Origin of the sequence: Sinomonas sp. R1AF57 (assembly GCF_002224485.1) — a bacterium.
In the GTDB taxonomy this organism is placed as follows: domain Bacteria; phylum Actinomycetota; class Actinomycetes; order Actinomycetales; family Micrococcaceae; genus Sinomonas; species Sinomonas flava.
Genome location: NZ_CP022463.1, coordinates 3,124,577 through 3,140,057, shown reverse-complemented (window position 1 = coordinate 3,140,057; position 15,481 = coordinate 3,124,577). Strand labels below are relative to the sequence as shown.

At 70.7% G+C, this 15,481-nt stretch carries 15 protein-coding genes; 10 read left to right on the top strand and 5 right to left on the bottom strand.

Annotation, left to right across the window (positions count from 1 at the left end):
* Positions 1–63: 63 nt before the first annotated feature.
* From CGQ25_RS14435 to CGQ25_RS14410, 6 genes are all read left to right on the top strand, one after another.
* A complete protein-coding gene (locus CGQ25_RS14435; protein WP_208710552.1) occupies positions 64–900 on the top strand; it encodes an ABC transporter ATP-binding protein in 837 nt (278 codons plus the stop codon).
* A 110-nt stretch (positions 901–1,010) separates the two neighbouring features.
* Positions 1,011–1,760, top strand: a complete 750-nt coding sequence (locus CGQ25_RS14430; protein ID WP_208710551.1) for an ABC transporter permease — start codon at positions 1,011–1,013, stop codon at positions 1,758–1,760.
* Between the two features lie 36 nt (positions 1,761–1,796).
* Complete coding sequence (locus tag CGQ25_RS14425; protein ID WP_208710550.1) at positions 1,797–2,915, top strand: ABC transporter substrate-binding protein; 1,119 nt, start codon at positions 1,797–1,799, stop codon at positions 2,913–2,915.
* Positions 2,896–4,182 carry a CaiB/BaiF CoA-transferase family protein gene (locus CGQ25_RS14420; protein WP_208710549.1) on the top strand — a complete coding sequence of 429 codons (1,287 nt, stop codon included), beginning with the start codon at positions 2,896–2,898 and terminating at the stop codon, positions 4,180–4,182. The genes CGQ25_RS14425 and CGQ25_RS14420 overlap by 20 nt, the downstream gene beginning before the upstream one ends.
* Positions 4,179–5,120, top strand: a complete 942-nt coding sequence (locus tag CGQ25_RS14415) for a hydroxymethylglutaryl-CoA lyase (protein ID WP_208710548.1) — start codon at positions 4,179–4,181, stop codon at positions 5,118–5,120. Before CGQ25_RS14420 ends, CGQ25_RS14415 begins: the two co-directional genes overlap by 4 nt.
* A 103-nt stretch (positions 5,121–5,223) precedes the next feature.
* The gene (locus CGQ25_RS14410) at positions 5,224–6,795 is read left to right on the top strand and encodes a sodium:proton antiporter (RefSeq protein ID WP_208710547.1); all 1,572 of its coding nucleotides are present in this window, start codon (positions 5,224–5,226) and stop codon (positions 6,793–6,795) included.
* 31 nt (positions 6,796–6,826) lie between these two features.
* On the opposite strand, the gene CGQ25_RS14405 is transcribed toward CGQ25_RS14410, so the two are convergent.
* The 5 genes from CGQ25_RS14405 to CGQ25_RS14385 all read right to left on the bottom strand — a co-directional run bounded on the left by CGQ25_RS14405 (position 6,827) and on the right by CGQ25_RS14385 (position 12,835).
* The gene (locus CGQ25_RS14405) at positions 6,827–8,863 is read right to left on the bottom strand and encodes an acyl-CoA dehydrogenase family protein (RefSeq protein WP_208710546.1); all 2,037 of its coding nucleotides are present in this window, start codon (positions 8,861–8,863) and stop codon (positions 6,827–6,829) included.
* Positions 8,864–8,937: 74 nt separating this feature from the next.
* Positions 8,938–9,750, bottom strand: a complete 813-nt coding sequence (locus CGQ25_RS14400) for an alpha/beta fold hydrolase (RefSeq protein ID WP_208710545.1) — start codon at positions 9,748–9,750, stop codon at positions 8,938–8,940.
* Positions 9,751–9,884: 134 nt separating this feature from the next.
* Entirely contained in the window at positions 9,885–10,529 is a 645-nt protein-coding gene (locus tag CGQ25_RS14395) for an NADPH-dependent F420 reductase (RefSeq protein ID WP_208710544.1), read from the bottom strand.
* A gap of 129 nt (positions 10,530–10,658) precedes the next feature.
* Positions 10,659–12,320 carry a hypothetical protein gene (locus CGQ25_RS14390; RefSeq protein WP_208710543.1) on the bottom strand — a complete coding sequence of 554 codons (1,662 nt, stop codon included), beginning with the start codon at positions 12,318–12,320 and terminating at the stop codon, positions 10,659–10,661.
* The gene (locus CGQ25_RS14385; RefSeq protein ID WP_208710542.1) at positions 12,317–12,835 is read right to left on the bottom strand and encodes a hypothetical protein; all 519 of its coding nucleotides are present in this window, start codon (positions 12,833–12,835) and stop codon (positions 12,317–12,319) included. Before CGQ25_RS14385 ends, CGQ25_RS14390 begins: the two co-directional genes overlap by 4 nt.
* A 153-nt stretch (positions 12,836–12,988) precedes the next feature.
* Here CGQ25_RS14385 and CGQ25_RS14380 point away from each other — a divergent pair, with 153 nt between their 5' ends.
* The 4 genes from CGQ25_RS14380 to rpsN all read left to right on the top strand — a co-directional run bounded on the left by CGQ25_RS14380 (position 12,989) and on the right by rpsN (position 14,918).
* Positions 12,989–13,969, top strand: coding sequence for a glycosyltransferase family 2 protein (locus CGQ25_RS14380; protein ID WP_208710541.1), 981 nt, complete (start codon positions 12,989–12,991; stop codon positions 13,967–13,969).
* A gap of 233 nt (positions 13,970–14,202) precedes the next feature.
* A complete protein-coding gene (rpmB, locus tag CGQ25_RS14375) occupies positions 14,203–14,439 on the top strand; it encodes a 50S ribosomal protein L28 (protein WP_208710540.1) in 237 nt (78 codons plus the stop codon).
* Positions 14,439–14,609 carry a 50S ribosomal protein L33 gene (gene rpmG / locus CGQ25_RS14370; RefSeq protein ID WP_043122011.1) on the top strand — a complete coding sequence of 57 codons (171 nt, stop codon included), beginning with the start codon at positions 14,439–14,441 and terminating at the stop codon, positions 14,607–14,609. The genes rpmB and rpmG overlap by 1 nt, the downstream gene beginning before the upstream one ends.
* A gap of 3 nt (positions 14,610–14,612) precedes the next feature.
* On the top strand, positions 14,613–14,918 hold the full coding sequence (rpsN, locus tag CGQ25_RS14365; RefSeq protein WP_208710539.1) for a 30S ribosomal protein S14: 306 nt from the start codon (positions 14,613–14,615) through the stop codon (positions 14,916–14,918).
* The last annotated feature ends 563 nt before the right edge of the window (positions 14,919–15,481 follow it).

The window sequence follows — 15,481 nt, the reverse complement described above, 5'->3', positions numbered from 1 at the left end:
CTGCTACGCTCGACCCATATTCTGAACTTGAACCCACGATGTGGTGAGGTTAGGGGAGTGGGGATGGTCCGGCACACGGCTGTCGACGAGTACGCGGTGGACCTCGAGGGCTGCACGAAGCAATTCACGACGCCCAGCGGTGACACCTATGTCGCGGTGCGCGACATCAACCTCAAGGTCAGGCCCGGCCGGTTCGTCTCGGTCGTCGGCCCCACGGGCTCCGGCAAGTCCACGATCCTGAACATGGCGGCTGGCCTCCTGTCCCCGACCGAGGGGACCGCCCGCAGCTTCGGGCAGCAGGTCAAGGGCGTCAACCGGCGCGCGTCCTACATGTTCCAGCAGGACGGGCTGCTCCCGTGGAAGACCGTGATCGACAACGTCAGCCTCGGCCTCACCATGGCCGGCGTGGGCAAGGCGGATGCCCGGGCCGAGGCGCAGAGGTGGCTCGAGAAGGTGGGCCTGAAGGACTTCTCGGACCGCTACCCCCACCAGCTCAGCGGCGGTATGCGCAAGCGCACCGCAGTCGCCCAGGCGTGGATCGTCAACCCGGACATCCTGCTCATGGACGAACCGTTCTCGGCGCTGGACATCCAGACCCGCCAGATCATGGAGAACGAGCTCCTGGCCCTCTGGCAGGAGTCCGGCAAGGCGGTCATCTTCATCACGCACGACCTCGACGAGGCCATCGCCCTCTCCGACGAGGTCGTCATCCTCGGCGCCGGCCCGGGCAGCACCGTGGTGGCCTCGTACGACATCACCCTCCCCAGGCCGCGCGACCTCCTCGAGATCCGCGACGACCCGCAGTTCGTCGAGCTGCACCGCGAGATCTGGGGACGCCTTCGCGTCGAAGTCTCCAAGACCTATCAGTCCTCGGCGGCCGCGGGAGGTGGGGCGGAATGACCGTCGCCAACGTCAACCGACAGGGAGCAAAGCCGATGGGACGGTCGGTGGCGGGCAGCCCTGGCTCGCGGGGCAAGGGGCCCCGGACGCGTGCAGCCCAGACCGCAGGGATGCGCCTCCTCCAGCTCGGCCTCGCCGTCGTCGTGCTCGTGGCGTGGGAACTGCTGGTGCGCGCCCGCGTGATCGACCCGTTCTTCTTCCCGCTGCCCTCGGACATCTTCCAGACCGTCTGGCTGTGGATCTCCTCGGGCTACGTCTTCCCGCATCTGTGGATCACGATGCAGGAGGCCCTGCTGGCCTTCGCGGTCGGCGCGGCGGCCGGCCTCGCCCTCGGATTCGTCCTCGCGCGCGTCGCCTTCCTCGAGCGGCTCTTCCAGCCGTTCCTGCAGATGTTCAACGCCCTCCCGCGCGTCGTCCTGGCCCCGATCTTCCTGCTCTGGTTCGGCCTGGGCATCTGGTCCAAGGTTGCCTTCGGCTTCACGCTCGTCTTCTTCATCGTCTTCTTCAACACCCTCGAAGGCGTCAAGAGCGTGGACCGGGTGCTCATCGACAATGCCCGCATGCTCGGCGCGAGCGAGAAGCAGCTGCTGCGCCACGTCTTCATCCCCAGCGCCCTGACCTGGATCTTCTCGAGCCTGCACATCAGCGTGGGGTTCGCGATCACCGGCGCGGTCGTCGGCGAGTACCTCGGCGCCTCCGGTGGCGTGGGCTACGCCATCGCACAGGCCCAGGGCGTCTTCGACACCAAGGGGGTGTTCGCCGGGATGTTCATCCTCATGATCGTCGTGCTCATCATCGACCTCATCGTCAACCGGATCGAGCGCCACCTGCTGCGCTGGCGTCCCGCCCAGTCCGCCTAAGAATCCCGCTACCTGTCCCAGGAAGGACCATTCCCTATGACGTCGTCTCGCCCATCACAGCAGGCTCCCGCGGTCACGGCCGGCTGGAGCCGCCGCCGGGTCCTCTCGGTTGCCGGAGGTGCCGCAGCGGCGCTCGCGCTCGCGGCCTGCGGGGCCCCGTCCTCGGCGCCGCCCGGGCAGAACGCGCCCTCGGGAGCCTCTGGGGCGGCCGGCGGCGGATCCGGATCCAAGGTGGTCATCGGCGTCGGCGGCCAGACTCTCCTCACCTACCTGGCGGCGACGCTCGCCGAGCAGCTCGGCTACTACAAGGAGGAGGGCGTGGACGTCGAGCTCCAGGACCTCCAGGGCGGGTCGAAGGCGCTCACCGCCATGCTCGGCGGCAGCACCCAGGTCACGTGCGGGTACTACGAGCACACCATCCAGATGCAGGCGAAGAACCAGAGCATCAAGGCCTTCGTCGACATGGGCCTGTCCTCCGGCCTCGCCCTCATCGTGGCCCCCAAGAACGAGGGCAGCATCAAGTCCATCGGTGACCTCAAGGGCAAGAACGTCGGCGTCACGGCTCCCGGCTCCTCGACTGACATGTTCGTCAAGTACCTCCTCTCCAAGAACGGGTTCCAGCCCACGGACGCCGCGGTCTCCGCCATCGGCGCCGGCTCGAGCGCCGTCGCCGCCGTGCAGAACAACCAGGTCGACGCCGCCGTCATGCTCGAGCCCGACATCTCCGTGCTGGCGAAGCAGCTCGGCAAGCAGCCCGTCATCCTCGAGGACGTCCGGTCCGTCGAGGGGCTCAAGGAGGTGTTCGGGACCGACTCGTGGCCGTCCGCCTGCCTGTACGCGAAGACCGACTGGCTCCAGCAGAACGAGGACACGGGGAAGAAGCTCGCCCGGGCCATCAAGCGCACCCTCGACTACATCAGCCAGCACTCCGGCCAGGAGATCGCGGACAAGATGCCGGAGAAGTTCTCCGGGGGCGACAAGGCCCAGTACGCCAAGGTCATCGACGACCTCAAGAAGACGCTGAGCAAGGACGGCAAGTTCACCCAGGACGGCACTGAGGCGGTCCTGAAGACGCAGCGCGTGGCCAACCCCGAGGTGGGGAACAAGGACATCGACCTGAGCAAGACGTACACCAATGACTACGTCTCGGCCTGAGCCCCACCCGCGGCCCGCGGAGGACGGATCCCGGCCGGCGCCCCTGGCCGGGATCCGGGTGCTCGAGCTGGGCAACTACATCGCCGCGCCCACCGCGGGGCGGATGCTCGCGGACTTCGGGGCCGAGGTCATCAAGGTCGAGCGGCCGGGCACGGGGGACGAGCTGCGGAACTGGCGGCTCTACGAGGGCAGCACCTCGATGCTCTTCCGGACCATCAACCGCAACAAGAAGTCCATCGCCCTCGACCTCCGCTCCGATGCCGGGCGGGCGCTCGTGCTGGACCTCGTGCGGCACTGCGACGTCCTCCTCGAGAACTTCCGCCCCGGCACCCTCGAGCGGTGGGGCCTCGGCCCCGACGTGCTGAGCGAGGCCAACCCGGACCTGATCGTCACCCGCCTGTCCGCGTACGGGCAGACTGGCCCCCTGTCGGCGCGGCCCGGGTTCGCCGCCGTCGCCGAGGCAGTCGGCGGGTTCCGCGAGCTCGTGGGCGACCCCGACCGGCCCCCGGTGCGCGTGGGCATCTCGATCGGGGACTCCATCGCCGGGCTCTACGCGGCCTTCGGCTCGGTCATGCTCCTGTTCGAGCGCGAGCGGGCCAAGGGCGCCCAGCGGAGCCTCCCGCTCGGGGAGCGGATGGTCGACGTCGCGCTCAACGAGGCGATGTTCTCGATGATGGAGTCGCTGGTCCCGGACTTCGAGGCCTATGGGGTGCGCCGCGAGCGCACCGGCGGGCGGATGGAAGGCATCGCGCCGAGCAACGCCTACGTGTGCGCCGGCGGCGGCAGCATCGTGATCGCCGGGAACGGGGACTCCATCTTCGGCCGGCTCATGGAGATCATCGGCCGCCCCGACCTCGCCGCGGACCCCTCGCTCGCCAGCAACGCCGGCCGGTGGGCGCGCCGCGACGAGCTCGACGCCGCCATCGGCGCCTGGACGGCCACCCTCGAGCCGAAGGAGGCCCTCGCGGTGCTCGATGCCGCCGGCGTGCCCTCCGGGCCGATCTATACGGCCGAGGACATCTGCGGCGACCCGCAGTACGCGGCAAGGAACATGATCCAGCGGTTCGACGTCTCCACCGGGGAGCGCACCATCCCCGACGTCGGCTTCCCCGGAATCGTCCCCGTGCTCGGGGGCGAGTCGCTTCCCATCCGCTCGCTCGGGCCTGAGCTCGGCGAGCACACGGAGGAGATCTGCCGCGACCTGCTGAAGAAGTCCGAGGACGAGATCCGGGCCATCCTGCGCGCGGCCGAGGGGGTGGCGGTATGAGCTTCGCCTTCGCGCCCGCGGCCCGGCTCCGCGACGTCACCCTCCGCGACGGGCTCCAGCTCACGGGCAAGGTGCTGCCCATCCAGCGGAAGGTCGAGATCGTCCGGAGGCTGCTGGCCCTCGGCGTCCCGGCCCTCGAGATCGGCTCGATGGCGCGGCCGGACAAGGTCCCGCCGATGGCGAACACGCTCGACGTCGTGCGCTCCCTCACGCCCGAGGAGCTCGCCTCCTGCTGGCTGTGGGTCGCGACCCCCAGGCACGTCGAGCTCGCGCTCGAGGCGGGTGCCAGGAACCTCCAGTACTGCTTCTCTGCCACGGACGCGCACAACCTCGCGAACATCGGGCGCACCACGGAGGCCAGCCTGGCGGCCATGCCCGCCGCCCTGGACATGGCCCGCGAGGCGGGCGCCGCCGTCGAGCTGTGCATCGCGACCTCGTTCACCTGCCCGTTCGACGGCCCGGTGGACCCGGACCGGGTCATCGCGATCGCCAACGATCCACGCGCCGAGGGCGCCCAGGGAGTCGTCATCTGCGACACCCTGGGCCAGGCCGTCCCGGCCCAGGTCGCGGACCTCATCGCGCGCGTCCGCGAGGAGACACCGGAGCGGGAGATCGTCTACCACGGCCACGACACGTGGGGTCTCGGCGTCGCGAACACGCTCGCCGCGGTCCAGGCGGGCGCGTCGATGGTCGACGGCGCCCTCGGCGGCCTGGGCGGCTGCCCCTTCGCCCCGGGCGCGAGCGGCAACACCTCGAGCGAGGACATCCTGTTCGCGACCCGCCCCGACTGGTTCACCCCGGGGGCCCTCGCCGAGCTCGTGCGCATCTCCGAGACCCTCCTGGCCGACCTCGACGAGCCCAACCGCTCGCGCGCGGCCCAGGGCGCCCGATCCCGGGCCCGCGCCTTCGAATGGGTCATCCCCGAGCCGGCACGCTGATTCCCGCCGGCGCACGACGGCGACCGCTCGCCGTCGTGCGCCCGGCCACCTGAGGCGGCGGCCCGGCCGCGTGGAAAGATGCTCCTGAGGCGAAGGGGCGCGCATGGAATTTCTGCTGCTTGTGGTCGGCCTGCTGTTCGGGACGGTGGTCATCGTGGGGATCGGCGAGCGGATCCGCCTGCCGTACCCCATCCTCATGCTGGTGTTCTCGGCGCTCGCCGCGTCGCTGCCCTTCGTCCCGGACACCCACATCGAGCCGGAGCTGATCCTTCCGCTCTTCCTTCCGCCGCTCCTGTTCGCTGCCGCCCAGCGCACGAGCTGGTCGGTGTTCCGGCTCCGCTGGCGCTCACTCGTGCTCCTGGCCGTGCTGCTGGTTGTCGCGACGGTGGCGGCCGTGGCGGCGGTGACGTCCTGGCTGGTCCCCGCCGTCGGGGTGCCGCTCGCGATCGCGCTCGGAGCGGTCGTCGCCCCGCCCGATCCGGTGGCCGTGGAGGCGGTCGCGGGCAAGGTCAGCATGCGCCGGAGGCTGCTGACGGTGCTCCAGACCGAGGGCCTGTTCAACGATGCCATGGCCATCGTGATCTTCCAGGCCGCCGTGTCAGCGACGGTGAACCATGAGCGGGTCGGCTGGGACGTCGTGCCGCGGTTCCTCGTCGGGGCGGCCGGGGCGGTGCTGCTGGGGCTCGCGATGGCGTGGGTCGTCGGCGCGCTCACCCGGTTCGTGCCCAACCTCGTGGCCCGCAGCGCGGCCACCCTCGTGGCACCCTACGCCGTCTACCTCCTGGCCGAGGTGGTGCACTGCTCGGGAGTGGTCGCGGTGGTGGTCACCGCGGTGGAGCTGGGCCGGAGGGCCCGGCCCCAGGACTCCGAGGAGCGGCTGACTCGCTCGGCCTTCTGGGAAGTGCTCGAGCTCCTGACCACGGGGATCGCCTTCGGCCTCGTGGGGATCGAGATGCGCGCGGTCGTCGTGGCGGAGGGTCCCAACCTCGTGACATTCATTCCCGGCATCGCGGCCATCTGCGTGACTGTCATCCTGGTGCGGTTCGTGTGGATGTACGGAATGTACCGGATCGGGGGAGCGGAGCGGCGCGAGAGGACGCCGGGCACCCTCAAGGAAGTCGTGGTGCTGACGTGGTGCGGCATGCGCGGCCTCGCCACGCTTGCACTGGCCCTCGCGCTCCCCTCCACACTGGCCGACGGGTCGCCCACTCCCGGGCGCAACTTCGTGGTCGCGGTGGCGGTGTCCGTCCTGGTGGCCACCTTGGTCCTGCCCGGCCTGACACTGCCTTGGCTCATGCGGGTGCTCCGCCTGCCCTATGACCGGGCAGCGGAGGAACAGGCGCAGCGGGGCCTCGCACGCCGGGCCGAGCGGGTGGCGCTCGAGGCCCTGCACAGCTCCCCGGCCGCACTGAAGCTCCCCGAAGGACGGCGCAAGGCGCTCGCTCGGCGGATGTCCTCCCTCCACAGCATCCTCGAGTCGGACTACGCCGAGGACCCCGAGAAGATGCGCAGGCTCCAGGCCGTGCTCGCCGTGATGGACCGCGCCCAGCGCGACGCCCTCGACGCCGCACGCCGCGAGATGCTCGCCGCCCGCAACGAACCGGGCAACGACCCGGAGCTCGTCGACCGCGTGCTGCGCCGCCTCGACCTGCGCACCGTCACCCTCGACCGCTGAGCCGGGGCAACCCCGGGTCCCGGAAGCGGTGTCACCGCACGCTTCGGTGCGCGTCCGCGGCGGTGCTCGCCCCGGCGGCCGGCGGCGCGATCCACGGCCCGGTGCCCTCGGACGGGTCGAGCACGCCCTCCTCGAGCCAGGCGAAGTCACCTGCGAGGACGCGGCGGGCGAGGTGGCGGTCGGCGTCGTCCGTGTTGTCCCAGAGCGAGGAGAACAGCGTCTCGATCCGCCGGCGGGACTGCCCGCAGAACGCCTCGGCGAGGTCCCGCGCGCTCTCGGCGCCCGGAGCCCCGGCGGAGCGGAGCTGCTCGGCCCGGCTGCACGTGGCGGCCATGGCGAAGAGTTCGGCGCCGATGTCCACGACCCGCCCCAGGAACACCTGCCGGCGCTCGAGCCCGGCCTGCCACCGGCCCATCCCCGCGAAGGTGTGGCGGGCCAGGCGCCGCGATGCCCGCTCGATGTAGCGCAGGTGCCGCCCGAGGGGCCCGTGTTCGCGGTAGGCGCGGGGGTCGTTGCCCTCGCCCGCGAGCAGCTTGGGCAGCCACTTCGCGTAGAAGCCCGAGGCGTCCCGCGCCGCGCGGGCTTTCTCCGCGAAGGTCGCGTCGGCACGGGCTAGGTCTCCGGCCGCGGCGAGGTGGGCGTCCACCGCTTCGCGGGCAATGAGCAGCCGCATGATCTCGGTAGACCCTTCGAAGATCCGGTTGATCCGCAGGTCCCGCACGAGCTGCTCCACGGGGACGGCACGCTCGCCCCTGGCCCGCAGCGACTCGGCGGTCTCGTAGCCGCGGCCGCCCCGGATCTGGAGGAGCTCGTCCGCGACCGTGTAGGACATCTCGGAGGTCCACAGCTTGGACAGGGCAGCCTCGATCCGGACGTCCTTCATGCCGGCGTCAGCGACGGCCGCGTACACCTCGAAGACTGACTCGAGGGCGAAGGCCGTGGCGGCGATGAAGGCGATCTTGCCCGCCACCGCCTCGTGCTCGCCGATCGGGCGGCCCCACTGCACCCGCGCCGCCGACCACTCGCGGGCGATCTTGAGCGCCCACTTCGCGCCGCCCGCACACAGGGCAGGGATCGAGAGGCGCCCCGTGTTGAGGGTCGTCAGGGCGATCTTGAGCCCGAGCCCCTCCCGTCCCACGCGGTTCGCGGCGGGCACCCGCACGCCGTCGAACCGCGTCACGCCGTTCTCGAGGCCCTTGAGGCCCATGAACGAGTTGCGGTTCTCCACGGTGATGCCCGGACTGGCCATGTCGACCACGAACGCCGTGATCCCGCCCTTGCCCGCGGGCACGTCGCCGGCGGCCTCATGCGGGAGGACCTTGGCCATGATGACCACGAGTTCTGCGATGACCCCGTTCGTGGTCCACAGCTTCGACCCGTCCAGGACGTAGCTCTCGCCGTCGTCGGCGAGGCGGGCTGTGGTCGTGAGACGGGCGGGGTCGGAGCCGACGTCGGGCTCGGTGAGGAGGAACGCCGTCACGGCGCCCGCGGCGCAGCGGGGGAGGAAGGCCTTCTTCTGCTCCGCGGAGCCGAACATCTTCACGGGCTCCGGCACCCCGATCGACTGGTGAGCCGAGAGCAGCGCGCCGATCGAGGGGTGCACCGAGCCCAGGAGCATGAGCGCGCGCCCGTAGTAGGCGAGCGTGAGCCCCAGGCCTCCGTATTCGGTGGGGATCTTCATCCCGAAGGCGCCGACCCGGGCGAGGGCACGGAGGTACTCGTCTGGGATCCGGTCCTCGGCCTCGATGCGGCGGCCGTCCATCGTGGCGGCGAGCTCGCGCAGCCGCGCGAGGAACGCCTCGCCGCGCTCCACATCCTCGGCCGCAGGCTCGGGAACGGGGTGGATGAGGTCCCACTGGAAGTCGCCGAGGTAGAGGGCCTTGCCGAAGCTCGGGCGCTCCCACTCCGTCTGGCGACTGGCCTCCGCCACGGCGCGCGACTCGGCCCAGGCCGCCTCCTTGCGTGACTCCGGCGCGGTGATCGGCTCGCCCGGGGCGGCGCCGGTCGCGGCTGCTGGGGGTGCAGCTGGGGGTGCAGCAGCGGTTGTCGGGTCGGTCTCGGTGCTCATGGCTGCCCCCTGTCGTCCAAAGGGGCGCCGCGGGCCGGTGACCCCAAGCTGTCAGACCATGGTACGCCGCGTCCCTACTCGCGGGTAGGGGCCTCTGGCTGCCGCGGGTGCCGCGGGACGACCGGTGCCGGCGGGACCGACGCCGCGAGCGCGAGCAGGGCGTCGGCGCACTGCTGCGGCGCCTCCACATGCACCATGTGGCCGGCGTCAGGCACGCTCGTGAGAGTCCAGCCCGGGTGCGCGGCGAGGAGCGCCTCGATGGGCCCCGCCGGCCGCGTCTGGTCTCCGCCTCCGAGCACGACGGCGACCGGCGCCTCGATCTTCTCGGGCACCTCGGGCGCGACGCCGCCGAGGGCTGCCCGGAGGGAGCCACGCAGGACGTCGGAGGGCACGCGGAACGGCGCCTCGAGCTCGACCCGCAGGACGGGATCGGTCGGGGCGGCGCCGTACCAGGCGGCGAGAACGGATTCGATGGCGGCGGCGTCGGGGATGGCGGGGGCGTTCGGCCTGAGGAACAGCCTCGTGAGCCGCTCGGCTGTCGCTGGGCTGGGCGCCACGGGGACCATGCCCACGAACGCGAGCCCCCTCACGAGGTCAGGCCGGCGGGCCGCGAGCGTCGCTGCGACCGAGCCGCCCAGGGAGTGCCCCGCCACGACGGCAGGCGAGCCGAGCCGCTCGAGGAGGCGCACGACGTCGTCCACGGCCGCCTCGAGCGTCCACGCGTCCTCATCGGGGCCGGTGCTCCCGGCTTCGGGCCCGTACCCGAGCAGGTGGGGCGTCACCGCGAGGTGCCCCGCGGCCGTGACGAGCCGCGCGACCGCGTCCCAGTTCGCCGGCGGGCACGCCCAGCCGTGCAGGAGGACGAAGGGAGTCCGGGCGCTGCTCATGCGCCCACCCTAGCCACGCTGTGGGTCCAGTCGGTCCAAGCCCACCTCGACCCACCTCGATGGCCTGGGGAACGATGGCGGCGCCGCACCCGGGTGGGTGCGGCGCCGCCGTCGTGCGCATGGGGGTTCGGGGATCAGACCGCCGGGAGGAACTTGAGGGCGGAGTTCCACTGGTACTCGGGCAGGTCGTCGTTGGCGGAGAGGAGGATGTTCAGGAAGCCGGTCTGCTCGAGCTGCTGGGCGCGGCGCAGCGGGCCGACGGTGATCGCGTTGAGCCCCGCCGCGGAGGCGAAGTCGGAGACGGCCTTGACGGCGGACTCGTCGTCGCCTGCGATGAGGACGTCCAGCTGCTGCCCGGAGACCTCGCCCGAGACGAGCGTGCCGGCGAAGGTCGTGTTGAAGGCCTTGACCACGGTGGCGGGCGTGAGCTTCTGGAGCTCCTCCGCGGCGGAGGACCCTGCGGCCACCGCGAGGCTGTCGAAGGTGGAGAAGTCGACGGGGTTGGTGATGTCCACGTACACCTTGCCGGAGAGGGCCTCGCCGTACTGGGACACGATGGCCTTCGAGGCGTCGAAGTAGACGGCGGGGATCACGATCTGCCCCTCGACGGAATCGCCGAGGACGCCGGTGGTGACGCCGCTCCCGAGCTGGCTGGCCAGCGATTCTGCCTTGGCCTTGTCCTCGTGCGCGAGGAGCTGGACGCTCCTGCCGGCCGCGATCGCGCGGGATGCGAGTCCGCGGGCCATGTTGCCGGTGCCGATGATGGTGATGTCAGTCATCCTGGTCTTCTTTCCGTAGAGGGCGGAAGCTCGGTGGCGGGCTTTCGTCGCTGGGTTGGCCGTCCGGGCCTTACTTGAAGCTACAACTCAAAGCGCTGCGCATTCATTCCCGGCCCACGGGTCACCGGCTCACCGGAACAGGTCTCCGCGCACGCCCATGATGATCCGGTCGCCGGGGCGGGACCGCTGGAGGAAGTCGACGACCGCCCAGTCGTCGAGCGCGAGGCACCCCGCCGTGGGCGACTTGTTCTCGTGCAGGAAGATGGCGAAGCCGGCATCCTGGACGATCTCGCTGTCCGGCGGGCGGTTGTAGTTGATGACCGCACCCTGCCGGTAGTCGTGCGTGGAGCGGGTGGCGAAGTACCACATGTTCTCGTCGTACCCGACCCATGAGCTCGACTCGAAGTACGTGTTGTACGTCGGGGTCCAGGGGTTCCCGCCCCAGCGGGAGTTGGGATTGAGGGTCGTGTACTGCAATGCGGTGCCCGGGTTCCCGACGCCGAACGCCTCCGTGACCGTGTACGACCCGCTCGGGGAGTAGTCGTAGCGGGTGGGGCCCGAGGGGACGCCCGGGGCCTTGAATCCTGCCTTGCCGGCCTGGCCGTCGGTGATCCACTGCGGCACGAACAGCCCTGCGACCTTGAAGCAGTTCACCGCGGTCACGCCCGTCACGCCGTAGGCCTCGGCGATCGCGAAGGTCACCCTCGCCGAGCCGTTCGCGCCGTAGACGCTGAAGCCGTTGTTGAGGGCGTTGCACTCGCTCATCGCGTACACGGTGGTGCCCTGCGCCGACGACCAGCCGATCAGCCCGCCCTGGAACGTCTGGATGCACTCGCCGCCGGCGCACACCTCGGGGCCCACGGGGTACCCGAGGATGCCGCGGTTGTGCCCGTAGCTCGCGTAGCGGGACAGGATCGCCCCTCCCACAGCCCACGCGCCGGTGGTGGGGGACCAGAAGATGTAGCCGTGCTGGAAGGCCTGGAAGCAGCCACCGCTGGGCTGGCCGCAGGTTTCGGGTCCGGTGGGGTAGCCGAGCCAGCCGCGGTTGTGGCCCAGCGCGGCGTAGGTTCCGAGGATCGCCCCGCCGACGGCCCAGGCGCCGATGGCGGGGGACCAGAAGATGTAGCCGTGCTGGAAGGCCTGGAAGCAGCCGCCGTCGGGCTGGCCGCAGGTCTCGGGTCCGGTGGGGTAGCCGAGCCAGCCGCGGTTGTGGCCCAGCGCGGCGTAGGTCCCCAGGATCGCCCCGTTGACGGCCCACGCCCCGGTGGTGGGCGACCAGAAGATGTAGCCGTGCTGGAAGGCCTGGAAGCAGCCGCCGTCGGGCTGGCCGCAGGTCTCCGGCCCCACCGGCAGGCCGAGGAAGGAGGACTCGCCCCCAGCCGCGGTCCAGACCGCTCCGATCGCGCCGCCCACCGGGTAGGGGAGTGCAGCGGCTGTCGCCGCCGGAGCCGCCGTCGGCGAGGTGTCTGCCGTCCCCGACGGCGCGGCAGACGGGCTGGCAGACGGGCTGGCGGGCGCGGTGGAAGGCGCCGTCGCCGGGGCGCCCGGGGAGCTCGTCGGAGGCGTTGGCGAAGGGTCGGCGGTGCTGGACGGCGTGGTGCTGGACATGGTGGTGCTGGGGGCGGGGGTGCCGGTCGCCGTGGTTGCCGTCGTGGTTGCCGTCGCGACCGGCACGGGCGACGGCGCGGTGGTCGCCTCGGCGGGCATGGCGGCCAAGGCCGAGGCGAGGCTCACGACGGCGGCGATCGCTGCGAAACGGAGCGCGGGGAGGAGCCGCCGGCGGCGCGTCACTTGGCCACCTCCTGGGAGACGACGGCGTCACAGCGCAGCTGCGCGGGACCGGACGCCCCCTGGCCGTTCGTGACCGCAAAGGCTTCCGCACGCACCTCCGCGGTGCCTCCCGGACTGACGGTCACGGTCTGGAGCGAGTGGCCCGCCACCCTCGGCCCGTCGGTCACGGCGATGGCCACGGTGTAGGTGCGCCGCTCCTGGCTGTCGTTGCGCACGGTTCCGCTGAAGCTCCACGCCCCGGCCGCGTCTGCTGTGCACGTCTGCGACACGAGGGCGTCCTGCGCGATGATGCTCTGCGCGGACGACGGGACACCCAGGGGGTCCGAGGGAGTGGGTGCAGCGATCGGCGAGCCGGCCCCGGTGGAGTCACTCGGCGTCGTGCTTCCCGCAGTGCCGCCGCCTGAGCCCGTGGCGGGGGAGGCTCCCGGCGGCGCGCCCGTCCCGGAGCAGCCCGCGAGTGCGAGGGCCATGGCGAGCAGTGCGCAGGCGGCGGGCAGGGTCGAGCGCTGAGTCATGAGTCCCCCTCTGGCAGGCACGCGGCAGCTGCCGCGCTTGCGCTCATTCTCAGGGCGCCTTGGCCGCGCGGCGCGCAGGCGCGGCGGCGCGCCGGGGAGGGAGCGGTGCCGTAGCATTGCCTCGAATCGCCCGCCCCGCCTGAAATGAGTACCGTGAGCCGACCGTCTGCCCGCGTTGTCATCGTCACCCGGACCAAGAACCGGCCGCGCCTGCTGCGCCGCGCCATCGAGGACATCCTCCAGCAGACCTTCGAGGACTGGACCCTCGTCGTGGTCAACGACGGCGGGGAAAGCGCGGAGGTGGACGCGGTCCTGGCCGACTTCCAGGAGCAGCTCGCCGGGCGCCTCCTAGTCCTGCACCACGCCGAGAGCCTGGGCATGGAGGCCGCCTCGAACCGCGGCATCGCCGCTGCGGACAGCGAGTACATCGCCGTCCACGACGACGACGACGAGTGGGCGCCCGAGTTCCTCGCCACGACGGTCGCGCATCTGGACTCCCACCCGGACGACGGCGGCGTGACCGTCGAGACGGAGATCGTGTTCGAGAAGCTCACCGCCACCGGCCGCGAGGTTGAGGAGCGGGTGATCTTCGAGCCCCAGCTGCACGCCATCACGCTGGTGGACCAGCTGCACTACAACCGCTTCGTGCCCATCTCGTTCCTCTTCCGCCGCTCCGTGTACGACGAGCTGGGCGGCTTCGACGAGTCCCTCGCCGTGGTGGGCGACTGGGAGTTCCACCTCCGGTTCCTGGTCCGGCACCACATCGGGTACATCAAGGGCCGTCCGCTCGCGTTCTGGAACCAGCGGCGCGGCGCGACCGACGCCGACGCGAACAGCGTGATCGCCGGCGATCTCGACCACCATGTCTACTCGCTCAAGGTGCGGGATCGGCTCGTCCGCGAGCACGCGGCGGCGTACGGGCTGGGTCCGCTCGTCTACCAGCGGGAGCTGATGGCCGCCGAGGTCGGCCGCTTCCACGCGCGCATCGATGAGCTCCAGCGCGGCCAGGAGGCGCTGCTCGAGGAAGTGCGGGCGCTCAGGGCGGCCCTCGACGAGGAGCGCCAGGCGCGCGGGGCGTGGTCGCAGCTGCCCGGGAAGGCGTTCCAGCAGGCGCGGTCCGCGCTGCGGCGCTGATTTGCGGCCTCGGGGCGCGGCGCCTAGTATTTAAGGCTGTCGTATGCAGTGGAGTCCACTTCTCGGCACTGAAGTCACCGTCTAACCGCGGCGAGGATACTTCGGCTGGTTCTCACCCCGCCTGGTCACCCTCCGGAAAGCTGCAGAACGAACGGTGCATCGAGGTGGCGGGACGCATCTGCGGACCGCCATTTTTACTGCAACTGTTTGACTACACCTTGGAGGAGCGAAACATGGCAGCGCATTGCCAGGTGACCGGGGCATCGCCCGCGTTCGGTCACAGCATTTCCCACTCGCACCGCCGCACCAAGCGTCGGTTCGACCCGAACATCCAGAAGAAGCGCTACTGGGTCCCGTCCCTGCGCCGCAACGTCACCCTGACGGTGTCGGCCCGCGGGATCAAGACCATCGACGTCCGTGGCATTGACTCGGTCGTCGCCGAGCTGCTTGCGAAGGGTGTGAAGCTCTGATGGCGAAGAAGGACAAGGACGCGCGTCCCATCATCAAGCTCAAGTCGACGGCCGGTACCGGGTACACCTACGTCACCCGCAAGAACCGCCGTAACGACCCCGACCGTCTGGTCATGAAGAAGTACGACCCGGTCGTCCGCAAGCACGTCGACTTCCGAGAGGAGCGCTAAGACATGGCCAAGAAGTCCAAGATTGCCCGCAACGAGCAGCGCAAGGCCATCGTTGAGCGCTACGCCGCGAAGCGCGCCGAGCTGAAGAAGACCCTCGTCGACGAGAACGCGACTGACGAGGCCCGCGAGGCGGCCCGCCTCGGCCTCCAGAAGCTTCCGCGCAACGCTTCCCCGGTCCGCCTCCGCAACCGGGACCAGATCGACGGCCGCCCCCGCGGCACGTTCCAGAAGTTCGGCATCTCCCGCGTCCGCTTCCGCGACATGGCGCACAAGGGCGAGCTTCCGGGCGTCACCAAGTCCTCCTGGTAGGACTCGGCACGGCTCGCGAGAGTCTCCAGACCCGTCCCAAGGGGCGGCACCCATCACGGGTGCCGCCCCTTCGGCGTCTCCGGGATGACAGCTCGATGGACCGCGCCGGCGAGGCCGGCAGCACGCGACACGCCCGGGCGTCCCAGTCGATTTGCGAGGCACCCGGGCGGCGGGTAATGTATTCCGAGTCGTCAGGGACTGAGGCGCTCACAGCGCCGAGGAGGAAGACGAAAAGAACCCTTCAAACCAGCTGAAATCAGCAGCGCTCAGGCGCGGCCAGAACAGCCGGGAAGGATCATTTCAGCGAAATGCGCTCCGAATGCGGAGTTTGCGGCCGGGACGATGATCTGGTAGGTTTGAGAAGTTGCTTCGGGACGGGGCGGGCGCCGAGAGGGTGCCGCGCTTACCGGAGGGGCCTGTTGTTTGAGAACTCAATAGTGTGCCAAGTTCGTTGATGCCATTTTTTTGATGGTGTTGATTGCCTGGTTGCGTGCACCCCCGTGTGCGTGGCCGGGTTTTTATGCCAGTTTTGGATTGTGCTGGCCGGTGTGGGTGTTTTCCCG

Bases quoted from the DNA above. Each gene is read 5' to 3' on its own strand.
- CGQ25_RS14435 (WP_208710552.1), top strand. From the start codon at position 64: ATGGTCCGGCACACGGCTGTCGACGAGTACGCGGTGGACCTCGAGGGC.
- CGQ25_RS14405 (WP_208710546.1), bottom strand. From the start codon at position 8,863: ATGAGCACCGAGACCGACCCGACAACCGCTGCTGCACCCCCAGCTGCA.
- CGQ25_RS14400 (WP_208710545.1), bottom strand. From the start codon at position 9,750: ATGAGCAGCGCCCGGACTCCCTTCGTCCTCCTGCACGGCTGGGCGTGC.
- CGQ25_RS14410 (WP_208710547.1), top strand. From the start codon at position 5,224: ATGGAATTTCTGCTGCTTGTGGTCGGCCTGCTGTTCGGGACGGTGGTC.
- CGQ25_RS14415 (WP_208710548.1), top strand. From the start codon at position 4,179: ATGAGCTTCGCCTTCGCGCCCGCGGCCCGGCTCCGCGACGTCACCCTC.
- CGQ25_RS14430 (WP_208710551.1), top strand. From the start codon at position 1,011: ATGCGCCTCCTCCAGCTCGGCCTCGCCGTCGTCGTGCTCGTGGCGTGG.
- rpsN (WP_208710539.1), top strand. From the start codon at position 14,613: ATGGCCAAGAAGTCCAAGATTGCCCGCAACGAGCAGCGCAAGGCCATC.
- rpmB (WP_208710540.1), top strand. From the start codon at position 14,203: ATGGCAGCGCATTGCCAGGTGACCGGGGCATCGCCCGCGTTCGGTCAC.
- CGQ25_RS14385 (WP_208710542.1), bottom strand. From the start codon at position 12,835: ATGACTCAGCGCTCGACCCTGCCCGCCGCCTGCGCACTGCTCGCCATG.
- CGQ25_RS14425 (WP_208710550.1), top strand. From the start codon at position 1,797: ATGACGTCGTCTCGCCCATCACAGCAGGCTCCCGCGGTCACGGCCGGC.
- CGQ25_RS14395 (WP_208710544.1), bottom strand. From the start codon at position 10,529: ATGACTGACATCACCATCATCGGCACCGGCAACATGGCCCGCGGACTC.
- rpmG (WP_043122011.1), top strand. From the start codon at position 14,439: ATGGCGAAGAAGGACAAGGACGCGCGTCCCATCATCAAGCTCAAGTCG.
- CGQ25_RS14420 (WP_208710549.1), top strand. From the start codon at position 2,896: ATGACTACGTCTCGGCCTGAGCCCCACCCGCGGCCCGCGGAGGACGGA.